The following is a 26748-nucleotide window of genomic DNA, read 5'->3' on the forward strand; positions in this document are numbered from 1 at the left end:
TGCGCGCCGACCAGATCCCAGCCTCCACCCACATCCAGCAGGCCGCCTGAGACGCCGGCCTTGACATAGGAGCATCGGGGAACTCGACCCCCGCAACCGCTGATCATGGGGTTCATCGACACCATGAAGGCTCAGGGCCACGCGGTCGAGTCGATCTGTCGGGTGCTGCGCGAGCAGGGCTGCCAGGTCGCCGCGCGGACCTACCGCAGCTGGAGGCAGCCCGGCCGCGTGGTCGCGGCACGGACGCTCTCCGACGCTCACGTCGTCGCCGCCGTGCGGCAGGTCGCCTGGACCACCGACCGGCACGGGCGACGCAAGCTGACCCCGGAGGGCCTCTACGGGCGGCGGAAGATGACCGCCTACCTGCGCCGCACCGACCTGCCCGAGGCCAGCGCGGGGTCGGTGGACCGGGCGATGAGCACGCTGGACCTGGTCGGGGTGCGCCGCGACAAGGGCACCCGGACCACGATCCCGGCCAAGGACGGCATCCGCGCCGCTGACCTGCTCGACCGCGACTTCACCGCCTGCGCGCCGAACCGGGTCTGGGTCACCGACTTCACGTACGTGCGGACGTGGGCCGGGTTCACCTACGTCGCGTTCATCCTCGACGTCTACGCCCAGCGGATCGTGGCCTGGCACGCCGCGACGACCAAGCACACCGACCTGGTGATGATCCCGCTGCGGATGGCGCTGTGGCAGCGCGACCGCGAGGGCCACCCCACCCCCGCCGGTGAGCTGATCCATCACTCAGATTATGCCGAGGACTGGGTTAAGCCGAGGCCTGTGCGTCTGGCCTGCGTGTGAGGGGGTGGCCGGCTGGTTCCTCGGCTTAACGACCTGGGCTACCGCAGGTCGTAGAGGGCTTGGAGCTTTTCCTGGGTGAGTGGCTGTGTGGGTGGGGTGCTGATCGCGGGGGTGGCGGCGTCGACGGCCTGGCGCATCATGTCCAGGGTCGCGAACGCGTAGAACGCCGATGTCGTCGAGGCGCTCTCGTGGCCGAGCAGGCGCATGATGATCGGCAGCGGGATGCCTTGTTGGTAGAGGTCCATCGCCTTGGTCTTGCGCAGCATGTGGCAGTGGATGCTCGCCGGGACGGTGGGGCTGGTGGCTCGTGCGGTGCTCGCGGCTGTCTTCAGCACGGTGGCGACGGTGTCGACCGACAGGGCGGTCGGCTGCCCACGGTGGTTGCTGTAGAACACCGGCCTGCTGGCCGGGAGTCGGTCTTGGTCGGGGTGGAACTCGGCCAGGTAGACGCCCAGGTGCGCTGTCGTGACGTCGGCCAACGGCACGGTGCGGGTCTTGTTCCGCTTGCCGGTCAGCCTGACGTGGGCCGGCTTGTCCAAGCTCAGGTCGGCCAGGGTCAGGTCGGTGATCTCGCTGACGCGGGCGGCGGTCTCGTAGAGCAGGATCAGCAGCATCCGGTTCCGGCGCGACTTGACGGTCTTGCCGGTGAACGCGCCCAGCACGGCCCTGGTCTGATCACCGGTGAGGTACTCGACCGGCCTCCTGGGGCTGGCCGGGGCTCGCAGGGCTTGGGCGCCCTGGTGGAGCGCGACCAGGGTGATGTCCTCGGCCGCGCTGTAGGCCAGGAACGCCTTGACCGCGCTGAGCCGCAGCGCGGTCGTGTTCGGCGCGTAGCCCTTCTGCTCGCTCATCCAGGCCAGCCACGCCTTCAGGTGGGCCCGTTCGAGGTGGTCGAAGCTGACGTCCTCACGGTCCACGCCTTCGACTCGCTCAGGTAGCCGATGAGGCACTCCAGGCTGATCCGGTAGGCCTGGACCGTCCTGGGTGAGAGCCGCCGGGCCCTGGGCATGTAGGCGTGCAGGTAGTCCCTGGCGAAGACCCAGAAGTTCGGGGCGTCGGTGTCCGGGTCGCGTCTCATTCGAACCCCACCTCCGGCAGCACCGAGGCGGCCGAGGAGACCGTGTCGGCGTAGGCGGTCATGAAGTCCGGGGAGGTGTGGACGTAGTAGTAGGTGGACTCGAAGGTCGCGTGTCCCATGTAGGCGGCCAGGTAGGGCAGCAGCGCGGCCACGTCCTTGCCCTGGGCCGCCCACCGCTCGATGTTGGCGTAGGCGAAGTGGTGCCTGAAGTCGTACGGGCGGGGAGCCTTCCCGCCGGGACGCCGGACCAGGGCGGCCTGGTCCCAGATCCGGTTGAAGATCACCCCGACCGCGGCAGGGCTGACCTGGGTTCCGACCGCGGAGATGAAGAACGTGGGCCGTGCCGGGAAGCGACGACGGGAGAGGTGGTCGCAGGCCCGCAGCACCTTCACGACGTCCTCGGTGACCGGGAGCCGGCGGCTGCGCTCACCCTTGGCCGAGACGATGTCGACGCGAGCGTGGGTCAGGTCGACGTCCTGGGTGGCCAGGGCACGGGCCTCCCCGGTCCTGATCCCGCAGCAGTGCATAAGCGTGAAGAACGCGACCGCCTGCCACGCCCACGGGGAGGCGGCGCGAAGGTGGGCCGCGGCGGTGAAGAACGCGTCGATCTCGGCCGTGCTGAGCAGGTAGGGGTGGGCCGGCACGAAGGGTGCCTTCCACCGTTCGGAGAGCACGTAGGCGTCGGTGTGGCCGTGAGCCTGCAGCCAGCGGCCGAAGTCGCGGATGTAGGACATCCAGGATGGGTAGGCCCCGCAGCGGGACAGCCGGTCGGTCACCCAGCCCTCGACGGTGACCTGGTCGAACGTGTCGAGGCCGCGCTCGGCGCACCAGGCGTCGAACTTCCGCAGGTACCAGACCCGGGAGGCGCCGTGGAAGCCCATGGCCTCCTTGAACGCCAGATACTCATCCAGCTGTGCGGCGAAGACGCTGGTGAAGCCGTGACCGGTGCTCATGATCGTCCACCGACGGGCACGGGCAGCACGCACTCGAGCAGGCGGTCGGCATCCAGGCTCAGGTAGGTGCTCGTCGACTCCTGGCTGGCATGGCCCAGCACCGCCGAGATCGTAGGCAGGGGGACGCTGGCGGCTAGCAGCTTGGAGGCGGCGTTGTGCCGCAGGAACGAGGTCCCGGCCTTGACCTGGGCGAGGCCAGCCGTGCGGAACGTCTGTGCGATCACCCGGTAGATCGAGGCATGATCGGCCAGCCCGGTGTACGGGGCCACCGACCGCAGGAACACGTGATCGTCGCCCGAGGCGGGTCGTTCGTCAAGGACGTAGTCCGCCAGCCTGGCCAGCACCAGAGCTGCTAACGGCACGGTCAGGGGGTTCTTCGTCTTCTGCTGCACGATCCCCACCGTCGCGCCGCGCCAGTCGATGTCGCTCAGCCGCAGGGCGACGATGTCGCAGGCACGCAACCCTGTAGTCAGCGCCAGCAACGTCAGCGCGCCGTCCCGGGCGGACACCGCCGGGCCGGTGCACGCCTGCACGACGTGCTGGGTGTCGGCGTCGTCGAGGACGGCAAGGATCCGGTGGGAGCGCCTCACGCCGGCCAGGCCTACCGCGTCCACCAGGTCGGTGCGCCCGGTGAACTTCAGGAACGGGCGGAAGTTCGACACCACCCAGAACAAGGATGACCTCGCCCACCGCTCGGTCAGCGACTCCAGGAACGCCAGCACGCTGGCCCCGTCGGCACCGTCCAGGCCGGTGACCCCCTGGTCCTCCAGGAACACCAGGTAGGCGCGGGCGATGCGCCCGTACGCCGCGCGCGTGGCCGGGGCCAATCCCCGATCGGCCATGTCCTGCTCCCACGAGGCATCGAGTGCCACGAACTGCTCCGAGGCTGGTCGAGGCCCCCCACCACCGCGCTTCCGCGTCGCCAGGTCGAACCGTCCGGTCAGGACGTAGGTGTCGAGCAGGGCGACCAGTCGGTTGTAGTCCAACCGGCGCTGAGCGCTGAACCGCCCGGTCCGGGGACTGACCGTCAGCCTCGCGAACGCGGCCCCCAGCGCAGGGGTGTACACGCCGCCGCGCGCCGCGACGAACCCGGTCAGTGCCCTGATCGTCTTCTCGTACTGGCCGACCGTCGACTCCTGGTAGCCAGCCGTGCGCAGCCCGTCCAGGACCACCGCGCCGAGCTCCTCCACCGTCGCACCCATGACCGTCTCCTTCCGCTGGTTGCACGAACACAGCGGACGCTAGCCACGGACCCCCGGCCGTTAAGCCGAGGAACCAGCCGGCCACCCCCTCACACGCAGGCCAGACGCACAGGCCTCGGCTTAACGCACTGCTCGGCATAATCTGAGTTCAGCGGAATTCCGCTGAACTCAGACGCGGGGTCGCAATATACGAGTCTGAGGCTGACCGAGCACCTCGCGCTGGAGGAGATCCGGCCCTCCATCGGATCCGTCGGCGACGCGTACGACAACGCGCTGATGGAGACGGTCAACGGCCTCTACAAGGCCGAGTGCATCCGCACCACGGTCTTCCACGACGGGCCCTACAAGAGCATCGCCGACGTCGAGTACGCCACCGCCGGCTGGGTCGACTGGTACAACACCCGCCGGCTCCACAGCTCGCTGGGCAACGTCCCACCCACGGAGTACGAGCAAGCCCACTACGCTGCTCTCAACCGAGAGCCGCACCCCGTATAGGACCGGCAGAGAACCTGGGGCGGTTCATGAGCTCTCCGGCGCCGTAAGGTGCGGCGTGCACACCCAGGACCTTGCGGGTCTGGGCGTCGATGACGAGTTTGAGGACCCCCCGAGTGTCCTCGCTGACCAGTGCGCGCGGAATGTCCTGTGCACCCAGGATTCGGCAAGTCGCAGTCGTGGCCGAGCTCGAGGGCGCGGGCTTCGGTCAGTCCGGCGCTGGCCATCTGCGGAGTGGTGAAGGTGACCCCCGGCAGGCCGCGCGGTAGTCCACCGTGGAGGGCTCACCCAGCGCACCGGCCGCGGCAACTCGGCCAGTCTTCGCGGCGACGTAAACGTACTGCGGCGCACCGGAGACATCCCCGGCCGCGTGCACGCGGTGGTTGGTCGTGCGCAGGTTCTCATCCACGAGGATGAATCCGCGTGCGTCGGTGCCGATCCCGGCGGCCTCCAGCCCCAGACCGCTGGTGCTGGCGCGGCGGCCGGTGGCGATCAACAACCGCTGGCCATGGACTTGAACGCCGCTGTCGGTGGTGACGATGACCCCTCCGGCGTGAGGCGCTACTTCCCGCCCGCATTCCTCGAGCACCGTGATGCCCTCCTCCTGGAAGGCGGTGCGGAGCACGTCAGCGACCTCGGGTTCGGCGTAGGGGGCCACTCGGCCCACGAGGGTGACGTCGACGCCCAGGTGTGCCCAGAGCTGGGCCTGCTCCAAGCCGACGTACCCACCACCGAGCACGACCATGGAGGTGGTGGGCAGGTCCTGTTGCTCCATGGCGGTGGTCGAGGTCAGGTCGGCCGGCTACGTAGATTTGGACTTGCAGCGATGATCGGTATTGGTCGATGCTAGCGTCCATGCGGGATGAACGGCAACGAGGCAAGACCGAGGCCCAGGGAGGGCAGCTGTGCTGATGAACCGGATCGAGACGATGCTCGTCGACAGCCCACCCCGGGCGTGGCTGCAGCGTTCGTACGAACTGCCGCTGTTGGAGCGTCTGGGCGCCCGGATCGCCGGCCTGCGCGTGGTCGAGATCGGTTGTGGGCGCGGCGCCGGTGCCGAGCTGCTGCTGCAGCGGTGGGGCGCCGCGCACGTCACAGCGGTGGATCTGGACCCGGTGATGGTCCAGCGTGCCCGGCGGCGCTTGGCGCGGTTCGGGTCGCGGGTCGATGTGCGCGTCGGTGACGCACGCGCGCTGCCGGTCGCCGACGCGGCGGTGGATGCCGTCGTGGACTTCGCGGTGGTCCACCACGTCCCGGTCTGGCGCGAGGCGGTGGCCGAGGCGGTGCGGGTGCTGCGCCCGGGCGGGCAGCTTGTGTTTGAAGAGGTCACCCGCCACGCGTTGCAGCGCTGGTCCTACCGCACGTTCCTCGAGCACCCGAAGGTCGACCGGTTCAGCGCCGAGGAGTTCGTCGAGGCGCTGGGGGAGCTGGGTCTGTCGCTGCCGGTCCCTGCTGTGACGCGGTTCTTCGGTGACTTCGTCCTCGGCGTCGCCGTCAAGCCGGCGGCCGCGAGCCCAGGTCCGCTGTGAGCGGCCATACGATCCTCGGTCTGGCGCTGTTCGTCGTGTGGGCCTTGCTCGCCGGGGGTGGGTCGCATGGCCGTCCAGCGGCGGCGCACCGGTGACAGCGGATTCCGCTTCGCGGCCGCCGCGCGCGGCACCCGGCAGTGGTGGGCCAATCGCATCAGCGGTGCGGGTTCTCTCCTGGTCGGCGTCGCCGCACCGGTCGCAGACCTACTCGGGCTCGACCCGGTGGTGTCACCGCTGAGCTCGCCGGCCCTGCGCACTGCAGCGGCCGTGGTGGCCGCGTCAGGCATCTTCTGCACCTACGCTGCGCAGCTGGCCATGGGCACCGCCTGGCGCATCGGTGTCGACCCGACAGAACGCACCGAGCTGGTCACCTCCGGGCCTTTCGCGTTCGTCCGCAACCCGATCTTCACCACCGCTCTTATCACCTTCACCGGGCTCGCGTTGGCCTCCCCGAGCCTTGTTGCCTTGGCGGGCCTGGTCCTGGTCTATGCGGGCATCCAGATGCAGGTCCGCGCCGTCGAGGAGCCGCACCTGCTGGCCACGCACGGGCGGGCCTATGCCGACTATGCCGCCCGCGTGGGGCGGTTCGTCCCCGGGATTGGACGCCTGCGTCCGACTTCTTGAGTTCCAGGTAGCCACGCTTTAGGCCCTGGTGCCCCAGGGACATGACGTCGCTGGAGGCCAGCGATTGCGGGATGGCGTTTCAGGTCGGGTCCGTCTTGGCCACGGGCGTCGGTCACTTGACGGCCATGATCTTGCTGGTAGTGGTCGGAGTCGACGTTCTTGGGGTTGCTGGCGTTCATCAGCCGCATTCACGGTGTAGCGGAAGGCGTCACGTGCTCACCCCCGAGTAGCTGTGCAGGCCGGTGATGAGCAGGTTGACGACGGTGTAGTTCAGGATGATGCAGAGCATGCCGAGGAGTGCCACGTAGGTGGCGTGTCGTTTGGTCCAGCCGCTGGTGGCGCGGGAGTGCAGGTAGGCGGCGTAGACGACCCAGATGATGAAGGTCCAGATTTCCTTAGGGTCCCAGCCCCAGTAGCGGCCCCAGGCCACCTCGGCCCAGATCGCGCCGGTGATGAGGGTGAACGTCCAGAGCGGGAAGGCGAAGATGTGGATCCCGTAGGTCATCGTCTCCAGTTTGTCTGCCTGGGGCAGGCCGGCCAGCCAACCCCGGATGCGGTTTCTCTTCTCGGCTGAGTCGCGGAGCAGGAAGGCGACGCCGAGGGCGGCCCCGATGATGAACAGCGCCACGGACAGCGTGGCGAGGGTGACGTGGATGGACAGCCACATCGTGTTGTCCAGGGCGGGCATGAGTTGGGAGGCCTCGGTGTACCAGATCTTGCCAGCGCCAAGGACGGCCATGACTGGCAGCACGACGAAGGGACCGAGCCACAGCCGGTCGCGTTTCAGGCTCCACGTGGAGTAGACGATGAGGGCGAAGGATGCGGCGACGATCGCGAACTCGTACATGTTGCCCAGCGGCCAGCGTTGTACCGACAGGCCACGCAAGATCGTGCCGCCGACGACTCCGAAGGTCGCCAGCCAGGTGAGTTGGACCCCGATGATGCCCCAGCGGCGGGTGACCTCGGCGGGATGACTGACTGTTGGTGGCTCGACTGCGGCGGTGGTCGGCGTGGTCGAGTCCGTCAGTCCAGTGGCACAGTCGTCAACGACTGTGTCTGCTGGCTGCTCACCGTCGGCGCCAACACCCACGCGGACCTTCTCGCGGGCCTTGATTTTATCGTGGCGTTCCCTGGCGGTTCCGGTGACGGCCAGGTGTGCCGAGAAGGAGATGAGGGCCAGCGCGAGCACGGCCAGGCTGGCCCAGATGGCGATGTCGCTGGACAGGGCCAGCTGTGGGTCGGTCATACCGTGTCCTTGTCTCGATGGTGGGTTTTAGGAGTATTGGTCCGGCCACCCGTGGTCCCGGTGATCCGGAGCAGGACGTCGTCGACGACGGCCTGGAGTCCGGGGTCGCTGCCCTTGGACTGGCCACCGATGCTCACTAGTGTCTGCATCGGACCATTGATGGGGTGTTCAGGGTTGATCCGTACGTAGATCCGGCGTCGCTTGATACCGAGCATCAGGGCCAGGCCGACGGTGGTGGCGATCGCGAAGCCCAGGGCTGGTATCCGGCCCGGGTCGTGCCGCACCAGTAGCCCGGCCCAGCGGATTATGCCGTCGAACTCCACGGTGGTGCCGTCGGGTAGCTCGAAGTACTCGCCCGGGCGGATCAGCATCGCGACGGGGTTGCCCTCCTCGTCGGTGAGCTGGGTCATCTGGTCGGTGTCGATATTGAAGACCGACTGCGGGCGCCCGTCGGGGAACAGGTTTCCCTCGAATGCCGTCAGTGCCAGCACGGGGTCGACCAGGCCGGGGAAGGAGGACGTCATCCCCAGCTCGGGATCAATGCGCAGGGTCGGTAGGAAGCCGCCGACCAGACCGAGGCCGGGGTCTCGCGCGGTGACCTTGATGGCGCCCTCGCTGGCGTAGTTGTTGTCCTGTGGGAGGAAGGTGACCGCGTCGGAGTAGAGGACTTCTCCGTCGGGGTCGCGGATGGTCACGATGGGGGCGTAGCCGTTGCCGAGCAGGAAGATGGAGTCTCCGGCCACGGAGATCGGGTGGTTGACTGCGAACTCCTGCTGCTCGGGTTCCCGGCCGGGGACCTCGACGGTGGCCAACCCGTCGAACCTGCGGGGTTGGCCGAACTGGGCGCCTTCGGCCTGACTCTCGAAGGCTACGTCGAGTTTGTTGAGCTCCACGGTGAACGTGGGAATGTCCCCCTCACCGGCCAGCGGGCTGAAGTTGAGCGTGTCGAAGGTGCCGGCAGTGGCCGTCCACGACTGCCCCTCCTGGATGATGATCTCCCCGCGCCAGCCGAACAGGTTACCGGCGGCGAAGGCGACGATCACACCCAGCAGAGCCAGATGGAAGAGCAGGTTTCCGGTCTCCTTCAGGTACCCCTTCTCGCCAGTGACCCAGAGATCGCCGTCTTCGGCCTCGCGCAGCCGGTAGCCCTTCGCCTTCAGCGACTGCCGGGCTGCGGCCAGTACCTCGGGTGCCTCGGCGGTGAGGGTTCCGTCGGCGCGGGCGTGCAGCCTGGCCAGGCGCCGGGGTGCCGGCGGCGGCTGGGCTCGGATCGAACGCCAGTGTTGGCGCATCCGCGGGATGATGCAACCGACCAGGCTGATCACCAGCAGCAGATAGATCGAGGCGAACCACGGGGAGGAGAACACATCGAAGAGGAACAACCGGTCCAGCCAGGGCGCCAGGTCGGGGTTGTTCTCGAAGAAGGTGCGCACCTGCACCGGGTCCACGGAACGTTGCGGGAAGATTGAGCCGGGGAAGGACGCGGCCGCCAGCAGCAGAAGCAGGTAGATGGCGGTGCGCATGCTGGTCAGCTGCCGCCAGGCCCAACGTGCCCAGCCCAGTGCGCCGAGCCGGGGGCCGCCCAAGGTGGTGCGGTCCTTGGGATAGGACGGCTCGATCCGTTCCGGTGTTCGCGTGCTGGCCATGTCAGATCACCGTGGTGAAGTTGCTGGTCAGTCGGGTCTGGACCCACGCCATGGCCTCGGCCCAGATGCCGGCGATCATGAGCAGGCCGAGGAGGACGAGCAGCCCGCCGCCGACGCGCTGCACGAGCAGGTAGTGGTCGCGCAGCCAGCGCGAGGCGCGGCTGGCCCAGCCCAGCCCGGCGGCGGCGAGCACGAACGGCACCCCCAGTCCCAGGCTGTATGCGGTGCCCAGCACCAGGGCGCGGCCCACCTGGTCGTCCCCCGGGAGGATCGAGGTGCCGAGCGTCTGGATCGCGGCGAGCGCCGGTCCGGTGCAGGCGCTGAATCCCAGGCCAAAGGCGACCCCGAGCAGCGGAGCCCCGGCGATCCCGGCGGCCGGTCGCCATCGCACCGAAACTGATGCTGTCGGCTGCAGCAGCATGACCAGGCCGAGGCCGAGGACGACCGCGCCGGACAGGCGCAGCAGCAGCCCCTGGTGCTGCGCCAGGGCCATGCCCAGGGAGGAGATGACCACGCTCATCGCCATGAAGACGGCCGAGAAACCCATAACGAACAGCAGCGCCCCGACCGTCGGGCGCCACCGCCCCGGCGCGTGAGCGCCCGACATGGGCGACGCCATTCCCGAGAGGTAACCGACATAGCCGGGGACCAGCGGTAGCACGCACGGCGAGGCGAACGAGACGAGACCTGCCAGCGCGGCGATCGCGGCGGCCAGCAGCAGCGGCCCGCTGAGAACGACCTCGCTCACCGGGCGGACTCACTCTTCAGCACGTCCTCGACCAGGCCGCGCAGCGTCGACGCCTCCACGGGTCCGCTGACCCGGGCGGCGAGGCGCCCCTGTCCGTCGAGGACCATCGTGGTCGGCGTCGCGACGGCCAGCCCCTGCAGCTGGGCGCGGGTGCGCCCGCCGTCGTCCTGGAGCGAGGGGTAGGACACGTCGTACTTCTGCTGGAAGGCCAGGGCGCTGGGTACCGAGTCACGGCTGTTGACCCCGATGAACTGCACCGGCTCACCCGCCTCGGCGAACTCGGTGGCCACCTCCTCCAGGTCCGGCGCCTCCTCCACGCACGGCCCGCACCACGACCCCCACACGTTGACCACCACGACCTCGCCCAGGTGGTCCTGCGAGGACCACGCCTCGTCTTCCAGGGTCGTCCCCTCCAGGGTGATGACGGTCTCGCGCTCCTCCGGCGCCAGCACCTGGATGGTGCCGTCACCGGCGACGTATCCCTTCTGGTCGCCCTGACGCATCTGGTCGTTGATCGTCGAGCCCTCGCCACCGCAGCCGGCCAGGACCACTGCTACGGCCGCGAGCAGGGCCAGGAGGTGCCCGCGGGTCACCGGAGCAGCCCGTCGAAGTCGCCGTGTGCCCCGTTTGCGAGCATGCCTCGCGGGCGCACGACCGAGATCGTCTGTCGGCGAGGCCGTCGACCGCTGGCCGGCTCGAGGGGGTCGGGGCGTCCTGCTCGTCCACCGCCTCGCTCCACCCGGGGTCGCCCTATGGTGCCCATGCCGCTTACCTTCCATCCGCTACCACTCTGCCTGCCGAACGCGATGGTTGAGGGTCGCCACGGTGGTGACGAGCCGGCCACACGGCCGCCCGTGCGACTCTACCCTTTGCTGACAGCAGCGTCACTCGCTACCATCGCCGCATGTCGATTCTAACCCCGCCCGGTGGGTCCCAGCCTGACCCGCCAGGAGCTGGGGGCAACCAGAGGCGCTCCAACCGCCTTGCGGCGCGTGGCCCTCGAGCAGCAGGCGTGTCCGGTTCTGCCCCGGCCGATCCCCGCCAGCGGGTGTCAACGACCCCTGGTGGGCGTCGTGTGGGATGGACAGCAGCGTCCGTGACGAAACTGGCACCGCGTCGCGCCGTCCTGGTGGCCGGTGCCGCGGCGGTGGCGGTGACGGACCTGTTGGTCAAGGCGTGGGCTGAGAGCGCGCTGGAGGCGGGGCTGGCCCTGGGTCCGGTCGACCTCGTGCTGAGTCACAACCCGGGGGTGGCGTTCTCCCTCGGCGCTGACGCGCCGGCCGCACTGGTCGTCGCGCTCACCGGCCTGGTCATCGTCGCGATCGCCGTCGTGGCCTGGCGGGCCGCTCCGACGTGGGACTGTTGGCGGCTCGCCGCAGTGACGGCGATTCTTGGTGGTGGGTGCGGCAACTGGATCGATCGCTCCCTTGACGGTGTGGTGACCGACTATCTGCACAGCGGGTGGTGGCCCACGTTCAACCTGGCTGACACCGCGATCGTCACCGGGGTCGTCTTGCTGGCGCTGCTCGAGCTGCGCTCACCACGGCAGCCGGCCGGGACCGACACCAGTGGCTGACCGCGTGGCCACGTCGCCCGCCTGACCCACCACACACGACCGAAGGCATCACCCTGTGCTCACCTCAGTCCTGCAGGCCTTCGGGCTGTTCATGGCCACCAACATCGACGACATCATCGTGCTGTCACTCTTCTTCGCCCGGGGCGCCGGCTTGCGCGGCACGACCAGGAAGATCGTCGTGGGTCAGTACCTGGGCTTCGGCGGCATACTCGTCGCCTCGGTACTGGTCTCCCTGGGCGCGGTGACCTTCCTGCCCGAGTCGGCGATCGCCTACTTCGGGCTCATCCCGTTGCTGCTCGGCCTGCTGACCGCATGGAAGGTCTGGCGCGGCGACGGAGACGATGACGACCGGGTCGCGGACAAGACGATCAGCGCCCTGACGGTCGCCGGTGTCACCTTCGCCAACGGCGGTGACAACATCGGCGTCTACGTCCCCGTCTTCGTCACCGTCGGCGCCGGCGCGGTCGTGGCCTACTGCGTCGTCTTCCTCGTCCTCGTCATGGTGCTTGTCCTGCTCGCCAAGTTCGTCGCCACCCGTAGGCCCATCGCAGAGGTCCTGGAACGCTGGGAGCACGTCCTGTTCCCTCTGGTCCTGATCGGACTCGGCGTGGCGATCCTCGTCGAAGGTGGCGCCTTCGGCCTGTAGGTAGGGGCGCATCGGTCCCTGCCCTGTCCGAATGGCGATTGTCGCACCGGGCCAGAGTCTTCTCAGGGTCTGGCTCTACGATCCGCGTCGGGACTTCCCGCATCCTCGGCCAGACTGGCCGATCGTCCGTGTCGCCTGATGAAGGAGTGCCCGTGCGGCGCAACGTGATCCTGTCCCTCCTGCTGATCGCCGTCTTCGTTGCGGTGGTGGCCGTCGCCGTTGGCGTGACCCGCCCGCCGTCCGGCACCGGTGTCGCGGACTCGGCGCGAACGAGCTCGGCCGTGCCGGTCGTGAGGGAGGACAGCCACGTGCTCTCCGACGCCGGTGAGGGCGCGCCGGTGCTGGTGGAGTTCCTGGACTTCGAGTGCGAGGCGTGCCTGGCGGCCTACCCGCTGGTGGAGCAGATCCGCGAGGAGTACGCCGGGGAGCTGACGTTCGTGGTCCGGTACTTCCCGATCCCCAGCCACGCCAACGCGATGAACGCGGCGGTGGCGGTCGAGGCGGCGGCCCAGCAGGGCCGGTTCGAGGACATGTACACGCGGATGTACCAGACGCAGAGCGAATGGGGCGAGCAGCAGGACTCCAAGGCGCCGCTGTTCCGGCAGTTCGCCCAGGACCTCGGGCTGGACATGGCCGCCTACGACGCCGCCGTCGCCGACCCCGCCACCCAGCAGCGCGTGGAGCAGGACCGGCAGGACGGCATGGCACTGGGTGTCCAGGGAACCCCGACCTTCTTCCTGGACGGTGAGCTGCTGCAGCCCACCTCCGAGGGCGACTTCCGCGCCCAGATCGATGCAGCCGTCAACCGCTGAGCCCGCCGCGCTCACCGCTCCTTCCCAGGAGCCCGGCGCGCCGGTCGGGAGGGCCGTGGGGTGGGTCCTGCTCGTGTGCGGCTGGGTCGGTCTGTCGGCGGCGTTCGTGCTGCTGGTGGAGAAGATCCGGCTGGTCGCCGACCCGAGCTACGTGCCCAGCTGCAGCATCAGCCCGCTGCTGAGCTGCGGGTCGGTGATGAGCACCCCCCAGGCGGAGCTGTTCGGGTTCCCCAACCCGATCCTGGGCGTGGCCGGCTTCGCCGCCCTGGTCACCGTCGCCGTCACGATCATCAGCGGCGCCCGGCTGCCGTCCTGGTACTGGATCGGCCTGACCGCGGGTACGGCGCTGGGCACGGTGTTCGTGCACTGGCTCATCTTCCAGAGCGTCCACCGCATCGGTGCGCTGTGCCCGTACTGCATGGTGGTCTGGGTCGTCACCGTGGCCGCGTTCGTCGCGGTACTGGCCCGGTGGTCCCGCGCCGGGGCGCTTCCACGGTGGGTCGGAGACTACGCCGTCACGATCGTCACGACATGGTGCCTGGTGGTCGCGGCTCTGATCGCCGTCCGGTTCTGGGACTACTGGATCACCCTCGCCTAGGACGCTTGCCGCGGCTCAGGCGCCGGGACGGCCGGCATCCGGCTATGATCGGCGCATGACGATGACATCACAGAGCGCACCCGCGCCAGGCGACGGCACCCGAGCTGAAGGGCTCGACGCGGCGGCCGCGCTGTTCCACGGTCTGTCAGACCGGTCACGGTTGGCGATCCTGCAGCACCTGACGCTGGGGGAGCACAAGGTGCGCGACCTCACGGAGCACCTGGGGCTGGCGCAGTCCACGGTCAGTGCGCACCTGGCCTGCCTGCGAGACTGCGGCCTGGTGGTCTCGCGCCCGGAGGGCCGGGCCTCGATGTTCTCGCTGACCAGTGCTCCGGAGCTGCTGGACGTGCTGGACGCGGCGGAGCGCCTGCTCGCGACGTCGGGGTATGCGGTCGCGCTGTGCCCGAACTACGGCGCGGGGACCGCGGGGAACCCGGCCCCCGAGCAGCTGCGCCCCCACGCCGGGCAGGAGGCGGGGGCGTGAGCGGGCCGCAGACGCCGCAGCGGGAGGTGGCGGTGGACGCGTGCGGATGCGAGGCTCCCGTCGCCCCACCAGCTCGAGCAGGAGAGGTCGAGGAGCCGGCGACCCGGCTGTGGCAGGTGCGGGAGGTGCAGCTGGGTCTGGCCTCCGGTGCGCTGCTGCTGGCCGGGTTCCTCGCCGGGCTCGGGGGATGGGAGACCGTCGAGCTTGTGCTCGCCGCGGCGGCGCTGCTCGTGGGTGGCTCCACGTTCGTGCCGGGTGCGCTGCGCCGTCTGGCGCGCGGCAAGCTCGGCGTGGGTCTGCTGATGACGATCGGCGCGGTCGGGGCGACCCTGCTGGGGCAGGTCGAGGAGGCTGCTGCGCTGGCGTTCCTGTTCTCCCTGAGCGAGGGCCTGGAGGAGTACTCCCTGGCCCGCACCCGGCACGGCCTGCGGGCGCTGTTGGACCTGGTGCCCAAGGAGGCGAGCGTGCTCCGCGACGGCCGGGAGCTCGTGGTGGACCCGGCACAGCTGGTCATCGGCGACGTGATGGTGGTGCGGCCCGGGGAGCGGCTGGCGACCGACGGGACCGTGCGGACCGGTCGAAGCGCCCTGGACACCTCGGCCATCACGGGTGAATCCATGCCGGTGGAGACCGGGCCGGGCAAGGACGTCTTCGCCGGGTCGATCAACGGCACCGGCGCCCTGGAGGTGGAGGTCACCTCCACCGCGCAGGACAACTCGCTGGCCCGGATCGTGCACGTCGTGGAGGCCGAGCAGTCCCGCCGCGGCGCCACCCAGCGACTGGCCGACCGGATCGCCCGCCCGCTGGTGCCGGGCATCCTGGTCGCCGCAGGCCTGACGGCCCTTCTCGGCGCGCTCCTGGGCGACCCGTCGGTGTGGGTGCACCGGGCCCTGGTGATGGTCGTCGCCGCCTCTCCCTGCGCGCTGGCGATCTCGGTGCCGGTCACCAGCGTCGCCTCGATCGGGGCCGCCAGCCGCCGCGGGATCCTGGTCAAGGGTGGCGCCGCCATGGAGACCTTGGGCAGGGTGCGCACCGTCGCCCTGGACAAGACCGGCACCCTGACCCGCAACCGGCCGGCCGTGGTCGACGTCGCCACCAGCGCCGGGACCGACCGGGAGCAGGTGCTGGCCTGGGCGGCCGCGCTGGAGGCCCGCAGCGAGCACCCGCTCGCCGCAGCGATCCTGGCCGCCGCCGACCGGGCGCCTGCCGCGCAGGACGTCGACGCGGTGGTCGGCGCCGGGCTGGTCGGGACCGTGGACGGTGCCCGGGTCCGGCTGGGCAAGCCCGACTGGGTCGACCCGGGCACCCTGTCCGGGGACGTCATCAGTATGCAGCGGGCGGGGGCGACCGCGGTCGTGGTCGAGGTCAACGGTCAACCGGTCGGCGCGATCGCCGTCCGGGACGAGCTGCGGCCGGAGGCGGCCGAGGTCATCGCCCGCTTCCGCGACCACGGCTATACCGTGGCCATGCTCACCGGCGACAACCACGTCACGGCCGCTGCCCTGGCGGACCAGGCCGGGATCGAGCAGGTGCACGCCGACCTGCGCCCGGAGGACAAGTCGAAAGTGGTCACCGGGTTGCGCGGCCGCGGCGCGATCGCGATGGTCGGCGACGGCGTCAACGACGCACCAGCGCTGGCGACCGCGGACGTCGGCGTGGCGATGGGCGCCATGGGCACCGACGTGGCGATCGAGACCGCCGACGTGGCCCTAATGGGCGATGACCTGCGGCTGCTGCCGTTCGCGTTCGACCACGCCCGCCGCACCCGGACGATCATGCTGCAGAACGTCGTGCTGTCCCTGGTCCTGATCGCGGTCCTCATCCCGTTGGCCCTGTTCGGTGTGCTTGGCCTGGCAGCCGTGGTGCTGGTCCACGAGCTGGCCGAGGTCCTGGTCATCGCCAACGGCGTCCGCGCCGGACGCACCCGGCAGCTGCCCACCCTGACCGCCTCCCCGGCGGATCCCGCCCGTCTGGAAGGAGCGACTGCATGAGCGCCGGTCACGACCACGGCGTCGGGACCAGCCACAGGGGCCGGCTGGCGGTCGCGTTCGCGATCACCGCGACCATCCTGGTCGCCGAGGTGATCGGGGCCCTGTGGACCGGCTCACTGGCGCTGCTGGTCGACGCGGGGCACATGCTCACCGACGCCGCCGGGCTGGCCATGGCACTGGTCGCCGCGTCACTGGCGCTGCGCCCACCCACCCCGGCCCGCACCTGGGGGTTCCGCCGTGCAGAGGTCCTCGCCGCCGGCGCCCAGGCGACCGTGCTCCTCGGGGTCGGGATCTACGCCTTCGTCGAGGGCGTACGGCGGCTCTACGAACCGCACGAGGTCAGCTCCACCGGCCTGCTCCTCTTCGGCATCGTCGGCCTGGCCGGCAACATCGCCTCGATGCTGGTCCTCAGCACCGGTAGGGCCGCGAACCTGAACATGCGCGCCGCCTTCCTCGAGGTCGTCAACGACGCCCTCGGGTCCGTGGCCGTCATCATCAGCGCCATCGTCATCGCGACCACCGGGTGGGTCCGCATCGACGCGATCGCCGGCATGGTCATCGCCGCCCTCATCGTGCCCCGGGCGATCGCCATCCTGCGCGAGGCCGGCCACATCCTGCTGGAGTCGACCCCCAAGGGTCTGGACCTGGACGACGTCCGTGCCCACCTGCTCGCCGTCCCGCACGTTCAGGACGTGCACGACCTGCACGCCTCCACCATCGCCACCGGACTGCCCGTGCTGACCGCCCACGTCGTCCTCGACGACGAGTGCTTCGCCGACGGTCACGCCGCCGAGATGCTCGCCCAGCTCCAGGACTGCGTCGCCGCCCACTTCACCGTCAGCATCGAGCACTCCACCATCCAGCTCGAACCCCCGCACCACGCCGAACGCGAGCACGCCGCCCATGCATAGGCTGGCCCGTCCGGTCCGGACGGGCCATGGATACTTCCTGCTGGTGCTCGCGGCACGCATGCTGCTCGGTCTGCTGGGCGGTGCCGCCCTGTGGCTGGCGTTCCCGGGGCACGACGTGTGGTGGCTGGCGATCGTCGGGTGCGCCGCGCTCGCGCTGGCCACCGCAGGGGCGTCCTGGTGGGCCGGCGCGCTGTCCGGGTTGCTGCTGGGACTGGCCTGGTTCACGCCGATGTTCACCTGGGCCGGCACCTACGCCGGCGCTCCGGCCTGGCTTGCCATGAGCGTGGCCTCCGCCTTCTACCCGGCCGCCCTCGGCGTGCTGCTGACGCTGCTGCAGCGCACGGGCGCGGTCCGCCCCGTCGTCGGTGCCGCGGCGTGGGTACTGATGGAGTGGGCCCGCTCGGTAACACCGTTCGGCGGCTTTCCCTGGGCACGGCTGGGCTTCAGCCAGGCGGACTCACCGATGCTCGGCGCCGTCAGCCTCCTGGCAGTCCCGGGATTCGGCTTCCTCCTCGCCTTGACCGGTGGTCTGCTCGCCGTGGCCGTGCAGCGGTTCCTCGCACCTGGGCGCACGCACCTGGGCAGGGCCACCGGAGCGCTGGTTGCTGCCGCTGTCCTGGTGGTCGGGCCGGTGCTGGTTCCCCGCCCGACCGGGGGAGAGCCGGTGCGCGTGGCCGCGCTCCAGGGAGACATCCCCGAGGGGTACACCCGGACCCTGACCGCCGAGCCGGGGACGATGCTCAACCGGTATGCCGACCGCACCCACGAGCTAGCGGCCCGTGTCGACGCCGGCCAGGCTGCGGCTCCGGACCTGGTCGTGTGGCCCGAGGGCGCCACCGACCTGGACCCGCTGGACCCGCGGGTCGGCCAGGCGGCCACCGACCAGATCATGGCGGCAGTGGAAGCCGTCGGCGCCCCGCTGGTGCTCGGTGGCCTGTCCCGACAGGGCGGTGCCGGGCCACCCGCCAACATGGTGTTCAGCTACCTGCCCGGGCTAGGGCTCGACCAGACGTACAGCAAGATCTATCTGGCGCCCTTCGGTGAGGTCATGCCGCTGCGCCCGCTCCTGAGGCACCTCAGCCCGTGGGTGGACCGGATCGTCGACCTCAGCGCCGGCGACCGCCCCGGCGTGGTGCCGGTGCCGCTTGCCGACGGCCGGCCCGTGGACCTGGGACTGGCCATCTGCTTCGAGATCGTCGTGGACCGGGCAGTGCGCGACCTCGTCACCGGCGGCGCGCAGCTGCTCGTGGTCCCCACCAGCAACGCCTGGTTCGGCGACGGAGACCAGTCCGCGCAGCATCTGGCCATCTCCCGGGTCCGGGCGGTCGAGTACGGCCGCTCCGTCGCGCACGTCAGCAACGTCGGTGTCTCCGGACTCATCACCCCGGACGGAGTCGTTCACCAACGCAGCGACCCGTACACCCAGGCGACCCTGCTGGGGCAGCTGCCGGTGCGCACCGAGCAGACCCTCGCCGTCCACACCGGCCCCTGGGTCGTACCCGCCGCCGCCCTCGTCGTCGCCGTTGGGCTCTTCTGGCAACCACGGCGACGGCTGCCTCGCCGTGGATCACCCGGGGCCCACACAGGCGCCTGATCCAAGGTGGGGGCCATCACGCCGGGGGCGGCTTATCCGTGGCGTACGGCAGAGAGTCCGACCCCGACGGCCACGCTCGCCGCGAGGAAGAGCGTGAAGAAGCGATACAGGCCCACGGCTGCTCCCCCGCCACGCACCGCGGTCGCGAAGAGTACGAGGGCCGCCAGCAGCACCAGCCCCCCAACGGCGACCACCACGGGGATCCCGGGCATACCACCGACAAGAACGATGCCGCTACCGAGGTTCCACGCCATGACCTCGGACCAGACTCGCCACGACGCCAGGTCCGACCCGCCCACGAACGCCTGACCGCCAGCAAGAACGATCTGGCCGACCCCGACCACTAGCACGAGGTAGGCAGCTGCCCATGACCCCATGGGCAGCGCCAGAGGCCCTGTGACGGCAGCGAGCAACCCACCCAGCACGACCCCCACGGACCCGAGGTCCAGGAAGGGTCGATAGCTGGTCCAGACCTGCCGGTCCACCACGAACTCGGCTGGCTCAGCACGGGACATGCGATACCTCTCCGAAGACTGCAACGACCCGGTCCCCGCGACTCCGCGGCCCCGGGCGACGGATGAACCACGCCTCGGCGGGGCAACCAGAACCGGGGCACCGCAGGTACAGCGGCAACCTGCAAGCACACGGTAGGTGTCAATGGCCAGTTGTAGGCGACCGGTGCTTCACCAGTTGGCCGCTGAGCCGAGTTGGACAGGCTCGCCGGTCACCGGCGTTCCGGACACCACATCTGCAGCCCGACGAGGGCCCGGGCTATCGGCACGATGCGCAAGGGCAACCGCACTGAGGGCAGGCTGCAGGGCATTTACGTGCGCCGGTTCCGCGCGCTGGAGCCGACCGCCGATGAGACCGCGGGCCACGTGTTGTGGCAGGAGAAATAGCAGTCTGTCGGGAAGTCTTGCGCTCGTCCCGTTCCGGACCGGGACGGTGGTTTCGCGTCACCGTCACCCCGATCGCTGGCGGGACTCAGGTGGACCTCGTCCTCGGCAGCGTGGTCTGGGGCAGGTCGCAGCGGCTGCTACGACCCCCATCATCCGGCTCGGGCAACTGCTCGCGAGCCGCAACGCTCTCTATCGACTCGGGATGGTGATCGAGGAAGATGCGGGGAGCGCCCCCCGCTAGCCGCCCACGAACCGATGCTGCCGACCCCCAGCCAGCCTGGTCTGCAGATCAGGGCCGAGATTCCGACAAGTTGTTGAGACAGCCGGAGTCTCACCAAGATGTCGCTGCGCAGGTCAGTGGGCTGCGCGCCCGACAGGTCGCCCGAGAACCTACAACAGCCGGCCCCACGGGGAGTCCTCCCTCCCGCAGGCGGTGCAGGCGTAGACGGCCTCGTTGCCGGTGCAGGGCGCGCACGCCGGCCGGCGTGCGGTGTCGTAGAAGGCCAGCACCCTGATGTTGGCGCAACCGGGGCAGGGTTGGGCGGTCCGGGCGAAGCGCAGGGTGCAGCGCTGGCAGACCGCCTCCTCCAGGACGATCCGGGTGCACCGGTCGTGTCGCCCGCAGTGCGCGCAGTCCTGGCGCGGCAGCCGCGCCCGTGGGCTCACCGGCCCTCGGGCGGGCGGCGGACCCGGGCCCGGATCGGGCGCAGGTCACCGATGCCCGGACCGCTGTCCCCGGTCCCGGTCTTGGCGGGTTGGTCCTCGACGACGGTGGGGACCAGCAGGTCGTTGGGTTCGCAGTCCAGGATGTCGCACAGGGCCGCCAGGACGTCCATGTTCAGCCGTTGCGGGGTGCGGGCCACCAGCCGGTAGACGTGCTCTCGGGACAGGTGGACCCCGCGCTCGGCCAGCAGCGGGACGAGCTCGGAGGTCTGGTACATGCCGTGGGTGGCCATCACCTGGCGCAGGTTCCACCCCATCACGGTGCGGACGGTCATCCCTGGTCCTCCTCATCGGTGGGTGCGTAGACGCGGGCCAGCGCGGCCTTGAGCGTCTTGTCCTTGAAGTCGTTGCTGACCGAGGCGTAGATCGCGGTGGTCGAGGCGTAGGCGTGCCCGACCTGCTCCTGGACGAACCGTTCGGGGTAGCCGAACTCGACCAGGTGAGTCACGTAGGAGTGGCGCAGGCAGTGCAGCGACAACGCCGGGTCCAGGCCCGCCTGGTGGCGGACCGTCGCGAAACGGGCGTCGAAGTGGCGCAACGAGACCCGTGAGAGCCGCTCGGTCACCCACAGGGCTGGATGTCCAGGCACGCCGAACAGCGGACGGGCCTGCTCGACCCACTGCCTCATCCCTTCGATGGCCCAGTCGAACTCGGGCACCGCCAGGACCGTGCGGCGGCGCGGGGTACCGCCGCGAACGGCCTTGCCGTAGCGGACGTGCACCGAGCCGTACGTTCCCCACCTGGGCACGTGCGGGTTGGGGCGCAGGTCGGCCACGTCCAGGCGGCACAGCTCGTTGCGGCGCAGGCCGAACGCATAGGCGGTCTTGAAGACCTGCGCGTCCCGCAACGCGCTCAACGCTCCCTTGCGGCCCGAGGACGCGGCCCGTTCGACCTGGGCGTCCAGGTGGTCGAAGAGATCCTGCAACTCCCCGTAGGTGAGCGGACGCCGTGCCGGGCGGCCCTCGTACTCGTTCAGGTGCGCCACCGTGTTCCACTCGTGGCACACCTGCGAGGGCACCGAGCCGAACCGGTCGCGACACTGGCGGGGCCACTCGTACCGGGCGTCGGTGAGGTAATCGCAGAACATCCGCAGCGCCAGGTGGTACCCGCGGATCGTCGAGGGTGACCGACGACCGTCCCCGCTGGCCAGGGATACCGTGAAGTCCTCCACGTCCCCAGGGCCCCACGACCACGGGTAGGACTCGGCGAACTCGGTGAACCGACGGACCAGCCGGACCCGGTCGCTGATGGTCTTCTCACCCAGCAGCCGGGAGGCCTGCTGACGACCCCACCCGGTCAGCATCGCCTCGAAAACGGCGCTCTCCTCGTTCAGATGAGCCACCCCGGCGACCAGGACGAGCCCCGCCGAGCCGGGTATACCGACCATCAGGACCGCCGATCCGTCGTTGCCGCAGAAGCCATATTGTTGCTCCTGACGTTACACCTAGTTGGGCGTCCCTGGTCAACGGACACGCGTGGGGACGTCGGAGTCCCTACTAATCCGCAGACCACCCGGCGGGTGTGACTTCTGACGCGATAATGCTCGCTTCCACCGGCAATGCAAGAGGTGTGTGGGACTCGGAGCGGTTGAGCGCGGTGGTCAGGGGTCTGCGGTGGTGCGGCAGGTGGACGTGCTCGTTGGTGGCGGTCGGGGAAGTGGAGATGCTGTCCGGGGTGGTGGCTGGGCTTGTGGGTGGTGACAGGTGTCGGTTTCGTCGATGGTCGGGAAGGTCCGGTGATTGGGATGGGTAAGCAGACGGCGCGGCAGAAGGCTCGGCGTGCGGCTCGGGAGGGTCAGCAGCGCTTGGCGGCGGAGCGCAGGGAGCGGGAGAAGCGGTTGGGCGACCTGGGGGTGACGGTGGCCGAGGAACTGGCGCAGCGGGACATCCTGGTGCGGGCCAGGGATGAGCGCATCCGGGCGGCTGAGGTGCGGGCAGGGAAGGCGCTGCGGTCGATGGTGGAAGTCGAGGGACTGACGGTCGGGGAGGCGCTCCGGTGGTGCGGGGCTGGCCTGGAGGCGCGGGAGGCGGCCCGGTTGCGTCAACTCGCCCAGGACCAGAGCGAGAAGGGAGAGCAGGCCCAGGGTCAGGAGCCGGCCGGGGCAGGACGCTGCGGTGAGAGCGCCCGCGCACGGGCCGGTGCCTGACGGCGCGGGCATCATGGGGTGATGGCGCGGTTGGAGGGTGCGGGACTGGCTGCCCTGGGTGCCGCGCTGGCCGACGGCGGGACGGTGGCCCGGTGGCAGGCCAAGGTGGTCGAGGTTCCGGGGTCGGGGTGCCGGTGGTGGACCGGCGCGATCAGCGGGCGCGGGCACGGCAGGTTCTACTACGCGCCCGACCGGGTGGTCATCGCGCACCGGTTCGCCTTCGGCCTGGCCCACGGGCTGGACGCTCTGGACCAGGTCCGGGTGCTGGGGCACCGGTGTGACAACCCGCTGTGCCAGCGGGTGCACCCCGGCCACGTGGTGGCCTCCTCGTATGAGGAGAACCGGCGGGAGTGGGTGGCCCGTCGGGACCTGGCGGGATCGCCGTTGGGCGACCCCCGGGGGGCGCGGCGTCGGGCGCGGGAGTTGCGGGACCTGGCGCGGCAGGACCCTGCCCTGGTGGCTGCTGACCTGGCCCGGTTGCGGGCGCTCTACGGGGAGCAGCTGTTGTTGTGGTGAGAGGCCGGGGTCAGTGACGTGGCGCGGACGTGGACCAGGCGCACCGGGTGCCCGCCCGGGTGGGTGGTCCAGGCCGTGTACCGGGGCGGCGGCGAGGGGTGCGGGCACTCGTTCCACAGGTACTCGACGTGGCCGCCGTTGCTGCTGCTGCAGGTGGGGCAGGTGAACGGGTCGGTGGGGCAGTGCTGGCAGGTGCACCGGTCGATGATGGCGGTGGGCACGGGCTGGCCATGCAGGTCGGCCACGCTGCCGGTGTAGACGTACCCCGCTGCCGGGACGGGCTGGTGGCTGGTGGCGGTGCTCACGGTGTCCCTCTCTGCCGGGTGAGGGAGGTCGAGTGTGCGTGGTGGTGGGTGCAGGCCCCGGCCCGGTTCGAGGGGAGGGATACCGGGCCGGGGCCTGCGGTCTGGGGTGCGGCCTCAGAGGGTGGCGGTGGCGAACGCCCAGGCGGCGTCCTTGGCCTGGTTCGGGCCGCTGGTGGTCAGGAGCCGCTCGGCTCGGGCCTGGTCGGCGGGCCGGTCGGTGGACCGGACCGGGGCGTGGTGGTCGACGTACTCGACCACGGCCTGGTAGCCGGCCCAGGCGGTGCCGCGCACGGTGGCCTGGGTGACGGCGTCGGACCACAGGGCGAGCAGGGCCTGTTCCCGCTTCTTGGCGGTGGTGGCGGTCCGCTTCGACGCCCTGGCCGGTGGGGTGCCGAAGACGGCCCGGGACAGGTCGATGAACCCGGCCTCGGTCATGGTCGTGTTGACCAGCTGCTCGGCCTGGGCCTCGAAGTCCTCGACGTACTCAAACGTCAGCCCGAGCGCCTGCCGGGCCTGGGCGACCATCGCCTTGGCGTTGGTGGTGTGCCTGATCGAGATCATGCCGTGGTTGCGGCGCAGCGCGGCGCGCTGGGTGTTGGCGCAGACGACCCGGATCGGGGTGACCATGACCCGGAACGCGGACGACCCGTCGTGGCTGTTGAGGGCGGCGATGTTGACGTCGACGTCGTCGACGCCGCCGACCTTCATGGTGCGGGGCAGGCGCATGGTGACGAAGACCTGCCGTCCCCCGCGCAGCGACCCGGCGGTGTCGAAGACCGCGCCGCCCTCGTCGGCCAGCAGGTTCAGGAACTCGCAGTGCTCCTCGTTCTGGATCGGCACATAGCCTTCGCCGACGACGCCCAACGCCTCGGGGGTGCCGGTGAACGGGTTGGTGCGGATGGTGGCCTGCTTGCCGGGGACCTCGATGACGTGGACGCCGTCGTCGGTGACCTCGGTTGTGGTGACCGGGGCCTTGCGGACCCGCCAGCCGCCGAGGTGGCCCAGGGTCATCGCGTCCTGCGCGGTGAACGCCATCCCCCGCACGGTGGTGCCCAGGCGGTGCCAGGCGTCCTTGTGGGCAAAGATGGCTGCGGCCTGGTCATCGTGGGTCTCGATCTGGTGCGACATGGTGGGTCCTCCCCTGTGGTGGCGGTGGCCCTGGTGGCCTTCCCGCTCACTTCTGAGTCTTCTCAATCCGGGACCGCAACGGGCGGGGTCGCCCCGATCTGTGGACGACCCCGCCCGGTGGACCCGGGGTGTGGACGGCTCAGGCGGTGCCGTCCTCGGCGGGGTCCTCACCCTCGTCGGTGGTGACGGTGAGCAGCTGCTCGACGTCGCAGGCCTCGTAGCCCCACCCGGTCAGGGCGGCCATGACCCGGCGGTCCCACTCGTCGGGGACGCGCCAGGTGTGCACGTCGGTCTTGTCCTCCCAGGCGGTGAGGATCGCGGCGAGGGCCCGCATCGTCGCGGCCTTGGCGCTGGCCGGTTCGTCGGCCAACTCGCGGGCCTGGGCGTGCCCGCCGAGATAGGACACCAGGGGGGCGCCGTCCTCGGTCGGGCGCAGCATGCTCCGCAGCCGGGGATGGGAGGACTCGAACGCCTGCTTCAGCCAGTGCGGCCCGGTCAGCACCGCGTGGCAGATCAGGTCCTCCGCGCCCTTGGGCGGGGTCTTGCGGGTGACGAACTGGGCCAGCCACTGACGGCGCACCGTCTCTGCCGATCGCCACGCGGTGTTGTTCTCCCGCACCAGTCGGCGCTGCGCCCGCTTCGCCTCCGCCTGCGCGGCCTCATCCACCGGGCCACCGCCGGTCCCGGTGCCAGAGTCCTGTCGCTGGGACAGGCGGTAGTCCCACGGGGTGACCAGCCCGGCCGCTTGCGGGTCGGTGCAGATCCACACCGGCACCAACACCTGCACCGCCTGCCGCTCGTCCTCCCTGGCGTCGAGGTCCTCGGCGTCGTCGTCCTCGAGGTCGGCCCCGCCGTCGTCCTCGCTCTGCGTGTGGTCGTCGGTGTCGGGGTAGTCCCAGTCGAGGCTGACCGCGACGGCGGCACCAGGCACCCCGGGCCAGTCCTGCTCCGCGACGGGCTGCCCGTCCTCGGCGCGGACCAGGTCGCACAGGGCCAGGTCGCGCCACCGGGCCGGGTAGTCCACCACGTCGAGGGCGGGCAGGCCCTCGTCCTGGCGCAGCCGCTCGGCCTCGGCCTGGACCAGGTCGCGCTCGGCGCGGGCGTCCCGCAGCCGCTGCACCACGTGGGTGATGCCGTACCCACCGAACCGTAGGTGAGGCTCCAGCGTGGCCATCGCCCACGGCTCGTCCTCGAACTCCGCGACGGCGGCGGCCTGCTCCAGGGTCAGACCCTCCCCGGTCATCCGCTCCTTCGCGGTGGCCGACCCGGCGACGCTCAGGACCGTGTCCACGGTGCCCCGCTTGATCGCGGTGCGCTTGGCGATCTGCGCGGCGGACACCCCGAGCAGCGCGAGCTGCTCGATCGCCTCGTGCTCCTCGGTCGCGTGCATGCCCTCCCGGTGGATGTTCTCGGTCAACTGATCGGTGATCCGGTCCGTCTCACCGGGGCGCTCGATCACCCGCACCGGGACCGTCCCGGACGGGGTCCCGACCCTCGCGGCGGTGAGGGCGCGGCGCTGGCCCCGCTCCACGACCAGGGAACCGTCCTGGTCGGCCCACGCGGTGATCGGCTCGATCACCCCCCGGGCCTTCACCGACGCGGAGAACTCCTTGGACTCGCGGGTGTCGGTGCGCACGTTCGTGCCGATCACCAAGGCGGCCGGGTCGACCTCGTAGACCCTCCCGGCCTCCCACCCCCGGACGTCGGCCTCGGCGGCCTCGGTGATGGTGGTGGTGTCGGTGCTGGTGGTGGTGCTCATGTCGGGTTCCTTCCCCTCGGATGACAGGTGTTCCTGCACCACCCACACTGCCAACCGACACGCCCCGGCAGGGCCGTCCTAGAGAATCTGTGGACAGCCGACCAAACCCGCTCTGACCTGCGGAAACGCGACGCCAGGCTCGACGCGCCCCGACGCACCAGCCGCCCACTTCGCCACCTCCAGGCGGATACCCTCAGAGGGAGGGTGACGAACATGAGGGGGCGCACCCACCGACCGTCAATGCACCCGGGAGGGTGTTAGTGTCCCGTGTCAAGTTCTTGGCAGGTTTTCGGGCTCGGGAAAGTTGGGTGAGCACGGGTCGGCCTGGCGCAGGTGCA

At 70.4% G+C, this 26748-nt stretch carries 29 protein-coding genes and 2 pseudogenes; 14 read left to right on the forward strand and 17 right to left on the reverse strand.

From position 1 onward, the window contains the following. Positions 1–78: 78 nt before the first annotated feature. Positions 79–753, forward strand: a pseudogene (locus Q0967_RS16930) (DDE-type integrase/transposase/recombinase); the annotation flags it as partial. 89 nt (positions 754–842) lie between these two features. On the opposite strand, the gene Q0967_RS16935 reads toward Q0967_RS16930, so the two are convergent. From Q0967_RS16935 to Q0967_RS16950, 4 genes are read right to left on the reverse strand one after another with little or no spacing between them, the layout of a single operon-like run. Then, complete coding sequence (locus Q0967_RS16935; protein ID WP_202817424.1) at positions 843–1721, reverse strand: tyrosine-type recombinase/integrase; 879 nt, start codon at positions 1719–1721, stop codon at positions 843–845. Continuing rightward, the gene (locus Q0967_RS16940; protein WP_298753035.1) at positions 1673–1882 is read right to left on the reverse strand and encodes a hypothetical protein; all 210 of its coding nucleotides are present in this window, start codon (positions 1880–1882) and stop codon (positions 1673–1675) included. Before Q0967_RS16940 ends, Q0967_RS16935 begins: the two co-directional genes overlap by 49 nt. Beyond that, a complete protein-coding gene (locus tag Q0967_RS16945) occupies positions 1879–2835 on the reverse strand; it encodes a tyrosine-type recombinase/integrase (protein ID WP_298891501.1) in 957 nt (318 codons plus the stop codon). Before Q0967_RS16945 ends, Q0967_RS16940 begins: the two co-directional genes overlap by 4 nt. Continuing rightward, the gene (locus Q0967_RS16950; protein WP_298891504.1) at positions 2832–4037 is read right to left on the reverse strand and encodes a tyrosine-type recombinase/integrase; all 1206 of its coding nucleotides are present in this window, start codon (positions 4035–4037) and stop codon (positions 2832–2834) included. Before Q0967_RS16950 ends, Q0967_RS16945 begins: the two co-directional genes overlap by 4 nt. A gap of 165 nt (positions 4038–4202) precedes the next feature. Between Q0967_RS16950 and Q0967_RS16955 the strand changes: the two are divergent. Next, positions 4203–4532, forward strand: a pseudogene (locus Q0967_RS16955) (transposase); the annotation flags it as partial. On the opposite strand, the gene Q0967_RS17470 reads toward Q0967_RS16955, so the two are convergent. Together Q0967_RS17470 and Q0967_RS16965 are read right to left on the reverse strand one after the other, a co-directional pair. Beyond that, positions 4507–4692: a hypothetical protein gene (locus tag Q0967_RS17470; RefSeq protein WP_366942474.1), complete on the reverse strand. Its 186-nt coding sequence runs from the start codon at positions 4690–4692 to the stop codon at positions 4507–4509. The pseudogene Q0967_RS16955 and the gene Q0967_RS17470 sit on opposite strands and share 26 nt — an antisense overlap. A gap of 45 nt (positions 4693–4737) precedes the next feature. Then, on the reverse strand, positions 4738–5304 hold the full coding sequence (locus tag Q0967_RS16965) for an FAD-dependent oxidoreductase (protein WP_237770022.1): 567 nt from the start codon (positions 5302–5304) through the stop codon (positions 4738–4740). Between the two features lie 136 nt (positions 5305–5440). Here Q0967_RS16965 and Q0967_RS16970 point away from each other — a divergent pair, with 136 nt between their 5' ends. Next, entirely contained in the window at positions 5441–6058 is a 618-nt protein-coding gene (locus Q0967_RS16970) for a class I SAM-dependent methyltransferase (RefSeq protein ID WP_187345494.1), read from the forward strand. Positions 6059–6124: 66 nt separating this feature from the next. Then, on the forward strand, positions 6125–6682 hold the full coding sequence (locus tag Q0967_RS16975) for an isoprenylcysteine carboxylmethyltransferase family protein (protein WP_075957313.1): 558 nt from the start codon (positions 6125–6127) through the stop codon (positions 6680–6682). 208 nt (positions 6683–6890) lie between these two features. Here the strand turns inward: Q0967_RS16975 and ccsB are convergent, their stop codons facing one another. The 4 genes from ccsB to Q0967_RS16995 are packed head-to-tail and all read right to left on the reverse strand — an operon-like array spanning position 6891 to position 10915. Further along, positions 6891–7928, reverse strand: coding sequence for a c-type cytochrome biogenesis protein CcsB (ccsB, locus tag Q0967_RS16980; protein ID WP_006593167.1), 1038 nt, complete (start codon positions 7926–7928; stop codon positions 6891–6893). After that, entirely contained in the window at positions 7925–9574 is a 1650-nt protein-coding gene (locus tag Q0967_RS16985) for a cytochrome c biogenesis protein ResB (protein WP_006593166.1), read from the reverse strand. The genes ccsB and Q0967_RS16985 overlap by 4 nt, the downstream gene beginning before the upstream one ends. Before the next feature lies 1 nt (position 9575). Then, on the reverse strand, positions 9576–10322 hold the full coding sequence (locus tag Q0967_RS16990) for a cytochrome c biogenesis CcdA family protein (RefSeq protein ID WP_006593165.1): 747 nt from the start codon (positions 10320–10322) through the stop codon (positions 9576–9578). Then, entirely contained in the window at positions 10319–10915 is a 597-nt protein-coding gene (locus Q0967_RS16995; protein WP_006593164.1) for a TlpA disulfide reductase family protein, read from the reverse strand. Before Q0967_RS16995 ends, Q0967_RS16990 begins: the two co-directional genes overlap by 4 nt. A 503-nt stretch (positions 10916–11418) precedes the next feature. Between Q0967_RS16995 and Q0967_RS17000 the strand changes: the two genes are divergently transcribed. The 8 genes from Q0967_RS17000 to lnt all read left to right on the forward strand — a co-directional run bounded on the left by Q0967_RS17000 (position 11419) and on the right by lnt (position 18934). After that, positions 11419–11898, forward strand: a complete 480-nt coding sequence (locus Q0967_RS17000) for a signal peptidase II (protein WP_006593163.1) — start codon at positions 11419–11421, stop codon at positions 11896–11898. A gap of 91 nt (positions 11899–11989) precedes the next feature. Further along, positions 11990–12544, forward strand: coding sequence for a cadmium resistance transporter (locus tag Q0967_RS17005; protein ID WP_075818543.1), 555 nt, complete (start codon positions 11990–11992; stop codon positions 12542–12544). A gap of 152 nt (positions 12545–12696) precedes the next feature. Beyond that, positions 12697–13356 (forward strand): thioredoxin domain-containing protein, encoded by a 660-nt coding sequence (locus Q0967_RS17010; RefSeq protein ID WP_006593161.1) that lies wholly within the window; start codon positions 12697–12699, stop codon positions 13354–13356. Beyond that, positions 13337–13954 carry a vitamin K epoxide reductase family protein gene (locus Q0967_RS17015; protein ID WP_006593160.1) on the forward strand — a complete coding sequence of 206 codons (618 nt, stop codon included), beginning with the start codon at positions 13337–13339 and terminating at the stop codon, positions 13952–13954. The genes Q0967_RS17010 and Q0967_RS17015 overlap by 20 nt, the downstream gene beginning before the upstream one ends. A gap of 55 nt (positions 13955–14009) precedes the next feature. Further along, positions 14010–14438, forward strand: a complete 429-nt coding sequence (locus Q0967_RS17020; protein ID WP_299451233.1) for a helix-turn-helix transcriptional regulator — start codon at positions 14010–14012, stop codon at positions 14436–14438. Then, complete coding sequence (locus Q0967_RS17025; protein WP_298891518.1) at positions 14435–16429, forward strand: cation-translocating P-type ATPase; 1995 nt, start codon at positions 14435–14437, stop codon at positions 16427–16429. The genes Q0967_RS17020 and Q0967_RS17025 overlap by 4 nt, the downstream gene beginning before the upstream one ends. Next, on the forward strand, positions 16426–17340 hold the full coding sequence (locus tag Q0967_RS17030) for a cation diffusion facilitator family transporter (protein WP_298891520.1): 915 nt from the start codon (positions 16426–16428) through the stop codon (positions 17338–17340). Before Q0967_RS17025 ends, Q0967_RS17030 begins: the two co-directional genes overlap by 4 nt. Next, positions 17333–18934 (forward strand): apolipoprotein N-acyltransferase, encoded by a 1602-nt coding sequence (lnt, locus tag Q0967_RS17035; protein ID WP_075818533.1) that lies wholly within the window; start codon positions 17333–17335, stop codon positions 18932–18934. The genes Q0967_RS17030 and lnt overlap by 8 nt, the downstream gene beginning before the upstream one ends. A 32-nt stretch (positions 18935–18966) precedes the next feature. Here lnt and Q0967_RS17040 read toward each other — a convergent pair whose 3' ends face one another. From Q0967_RS17040 to Q0967_RS17055, 4 genes are all read right to left on the reverse strand, one after another. Beyond that, complete coding sequence (locus Q0967_RS17040) at positions 18967–19449, reverse strand: hypothetical protein (RefSeq protein ID WP_075818531.1); 483 nt, start codon at positions 19447–19449, stop codon at positions 18967–18969. A 774-nt stretch (positions 19450–20223) separates the two neighbouring features. Next, a complete protein-coding gene (locus tag Q0967_RS17045) occupies positions 20224–20499 on the reverse strand; it encodes a hypothetical protein (protein ID WP_075818529.1) in 276 nt (91 codons plus the stop codon). After that, positions 20496–20831, reverse strand: coding sequence for a helix-turn-helix transcriptional regulator (locus Q0967_RS17050; RefSeq protein WP_075818527.1), 336 nt, complete (start codon positions 20829–20831; stop codon positions 20496–20498). Before Q0967_RS17050 ends, Q0967_RS17045 begins: the two co-directional genes overlap by 4 nt. Further along, positions 20828–21943 (reverse strand): tyrosine-type recombinase/integrase, encoded by a 1116-nt coding sequence (locus Q0967_RS17055; protein WP_299451237.1) that lies wholly within the window; start codon positions 21941–21943, stop codon positions 20828–20830. The genes Q0967_RS17050 and Q0967_RS17055 overlap by 4 nt, the downstream gene beginning before the upstream one ends. Positions 21944–22300: 357 nt before the next feature. Here Q0967_RS17055 and Q0967_RS17060 point away from each other — a divergent pair, with 357 nt between their 5' ends. Both Q0967_RS17060 and Q0967_RS17065 read left to right on the forward strand, forming a co-directional pair. After that, positions 22301–22702, forward strand: a complete 402-nt coding sequence (locus tag Q0967_RS17060; RefSeq protein ID WP_299451239.1) for a hypothetical protein — start codon at positions 22301–22303, stop codon at positions 22700–22702. A 21-nt stretch (positions 22703–22723) separates the two neighbouring features. After that, complete coding sequence (locus Q0967_RS17065; RefSeq protein WP_299451240.1) at positions 22724–23218, forward strand: hypothetical protein; 495 nt, start codon at positions 22724–22726, stop codon at positions 23216–23218. Here the strand turns inward: Q0967_RS17065 and Q0967_RS17070 are convergent. From Q0967_RS17070 to Q0967_RS17080, 3 genes are all read right to left on the reverse strand, one after another. Continuing rightward, complete coding sequence (locus Q0967_RS17070) at positions 23191–23523, reverse strand: hypothetical protein (RefSeq protein WP_299451241.1); 333 nt, start codon at positions 23521–23523, stop codon at positions 23191–23193. The two genes, Q0967_RS17065 and Q0967_RS17070, sit on opposite strands and share 28 nt — an antisense overlap. A gap of 114 nt (positions 23524–23637) precedes the next feature. Continuing rightward, positions 23638–24651 carry a DUF932 domain-containing protein gene (locus tag Q0967_RS17075; protein WP_299451243.1) on the reverse strand — a complete coding sequence of 338 codons (1014 nt, stop codon included), beginning with the start codon at positions 24649–24651 and terminating at the stop codon, positions 23638–23640. A gap of 139 nt (positions 24652–24790) precedes the next feature. Continuing rightward, positions 24791–26410, reverse strand: a complete 1620-nt coding sequence (locus Q0967_RS17080) for a ParB N-terminal domain-containing protein (RefSeq protein ID WP_299451244.1) — start codon at positions 26408–26410, stop codon at positions 24791–24793. Between the last annotated feature and the right edge of the window lie 338 nt (positions 26411–26748).

Origin of the sequence: uncultured Serinicoccus sp. (genome assembly GCF_947500995.1) — a bacterium.
Lineage (GTDB): Bacteria > Actinomycetota > Actinomycetes > Actinomycetales > Dermatophilaceae > Ornithinicoccus.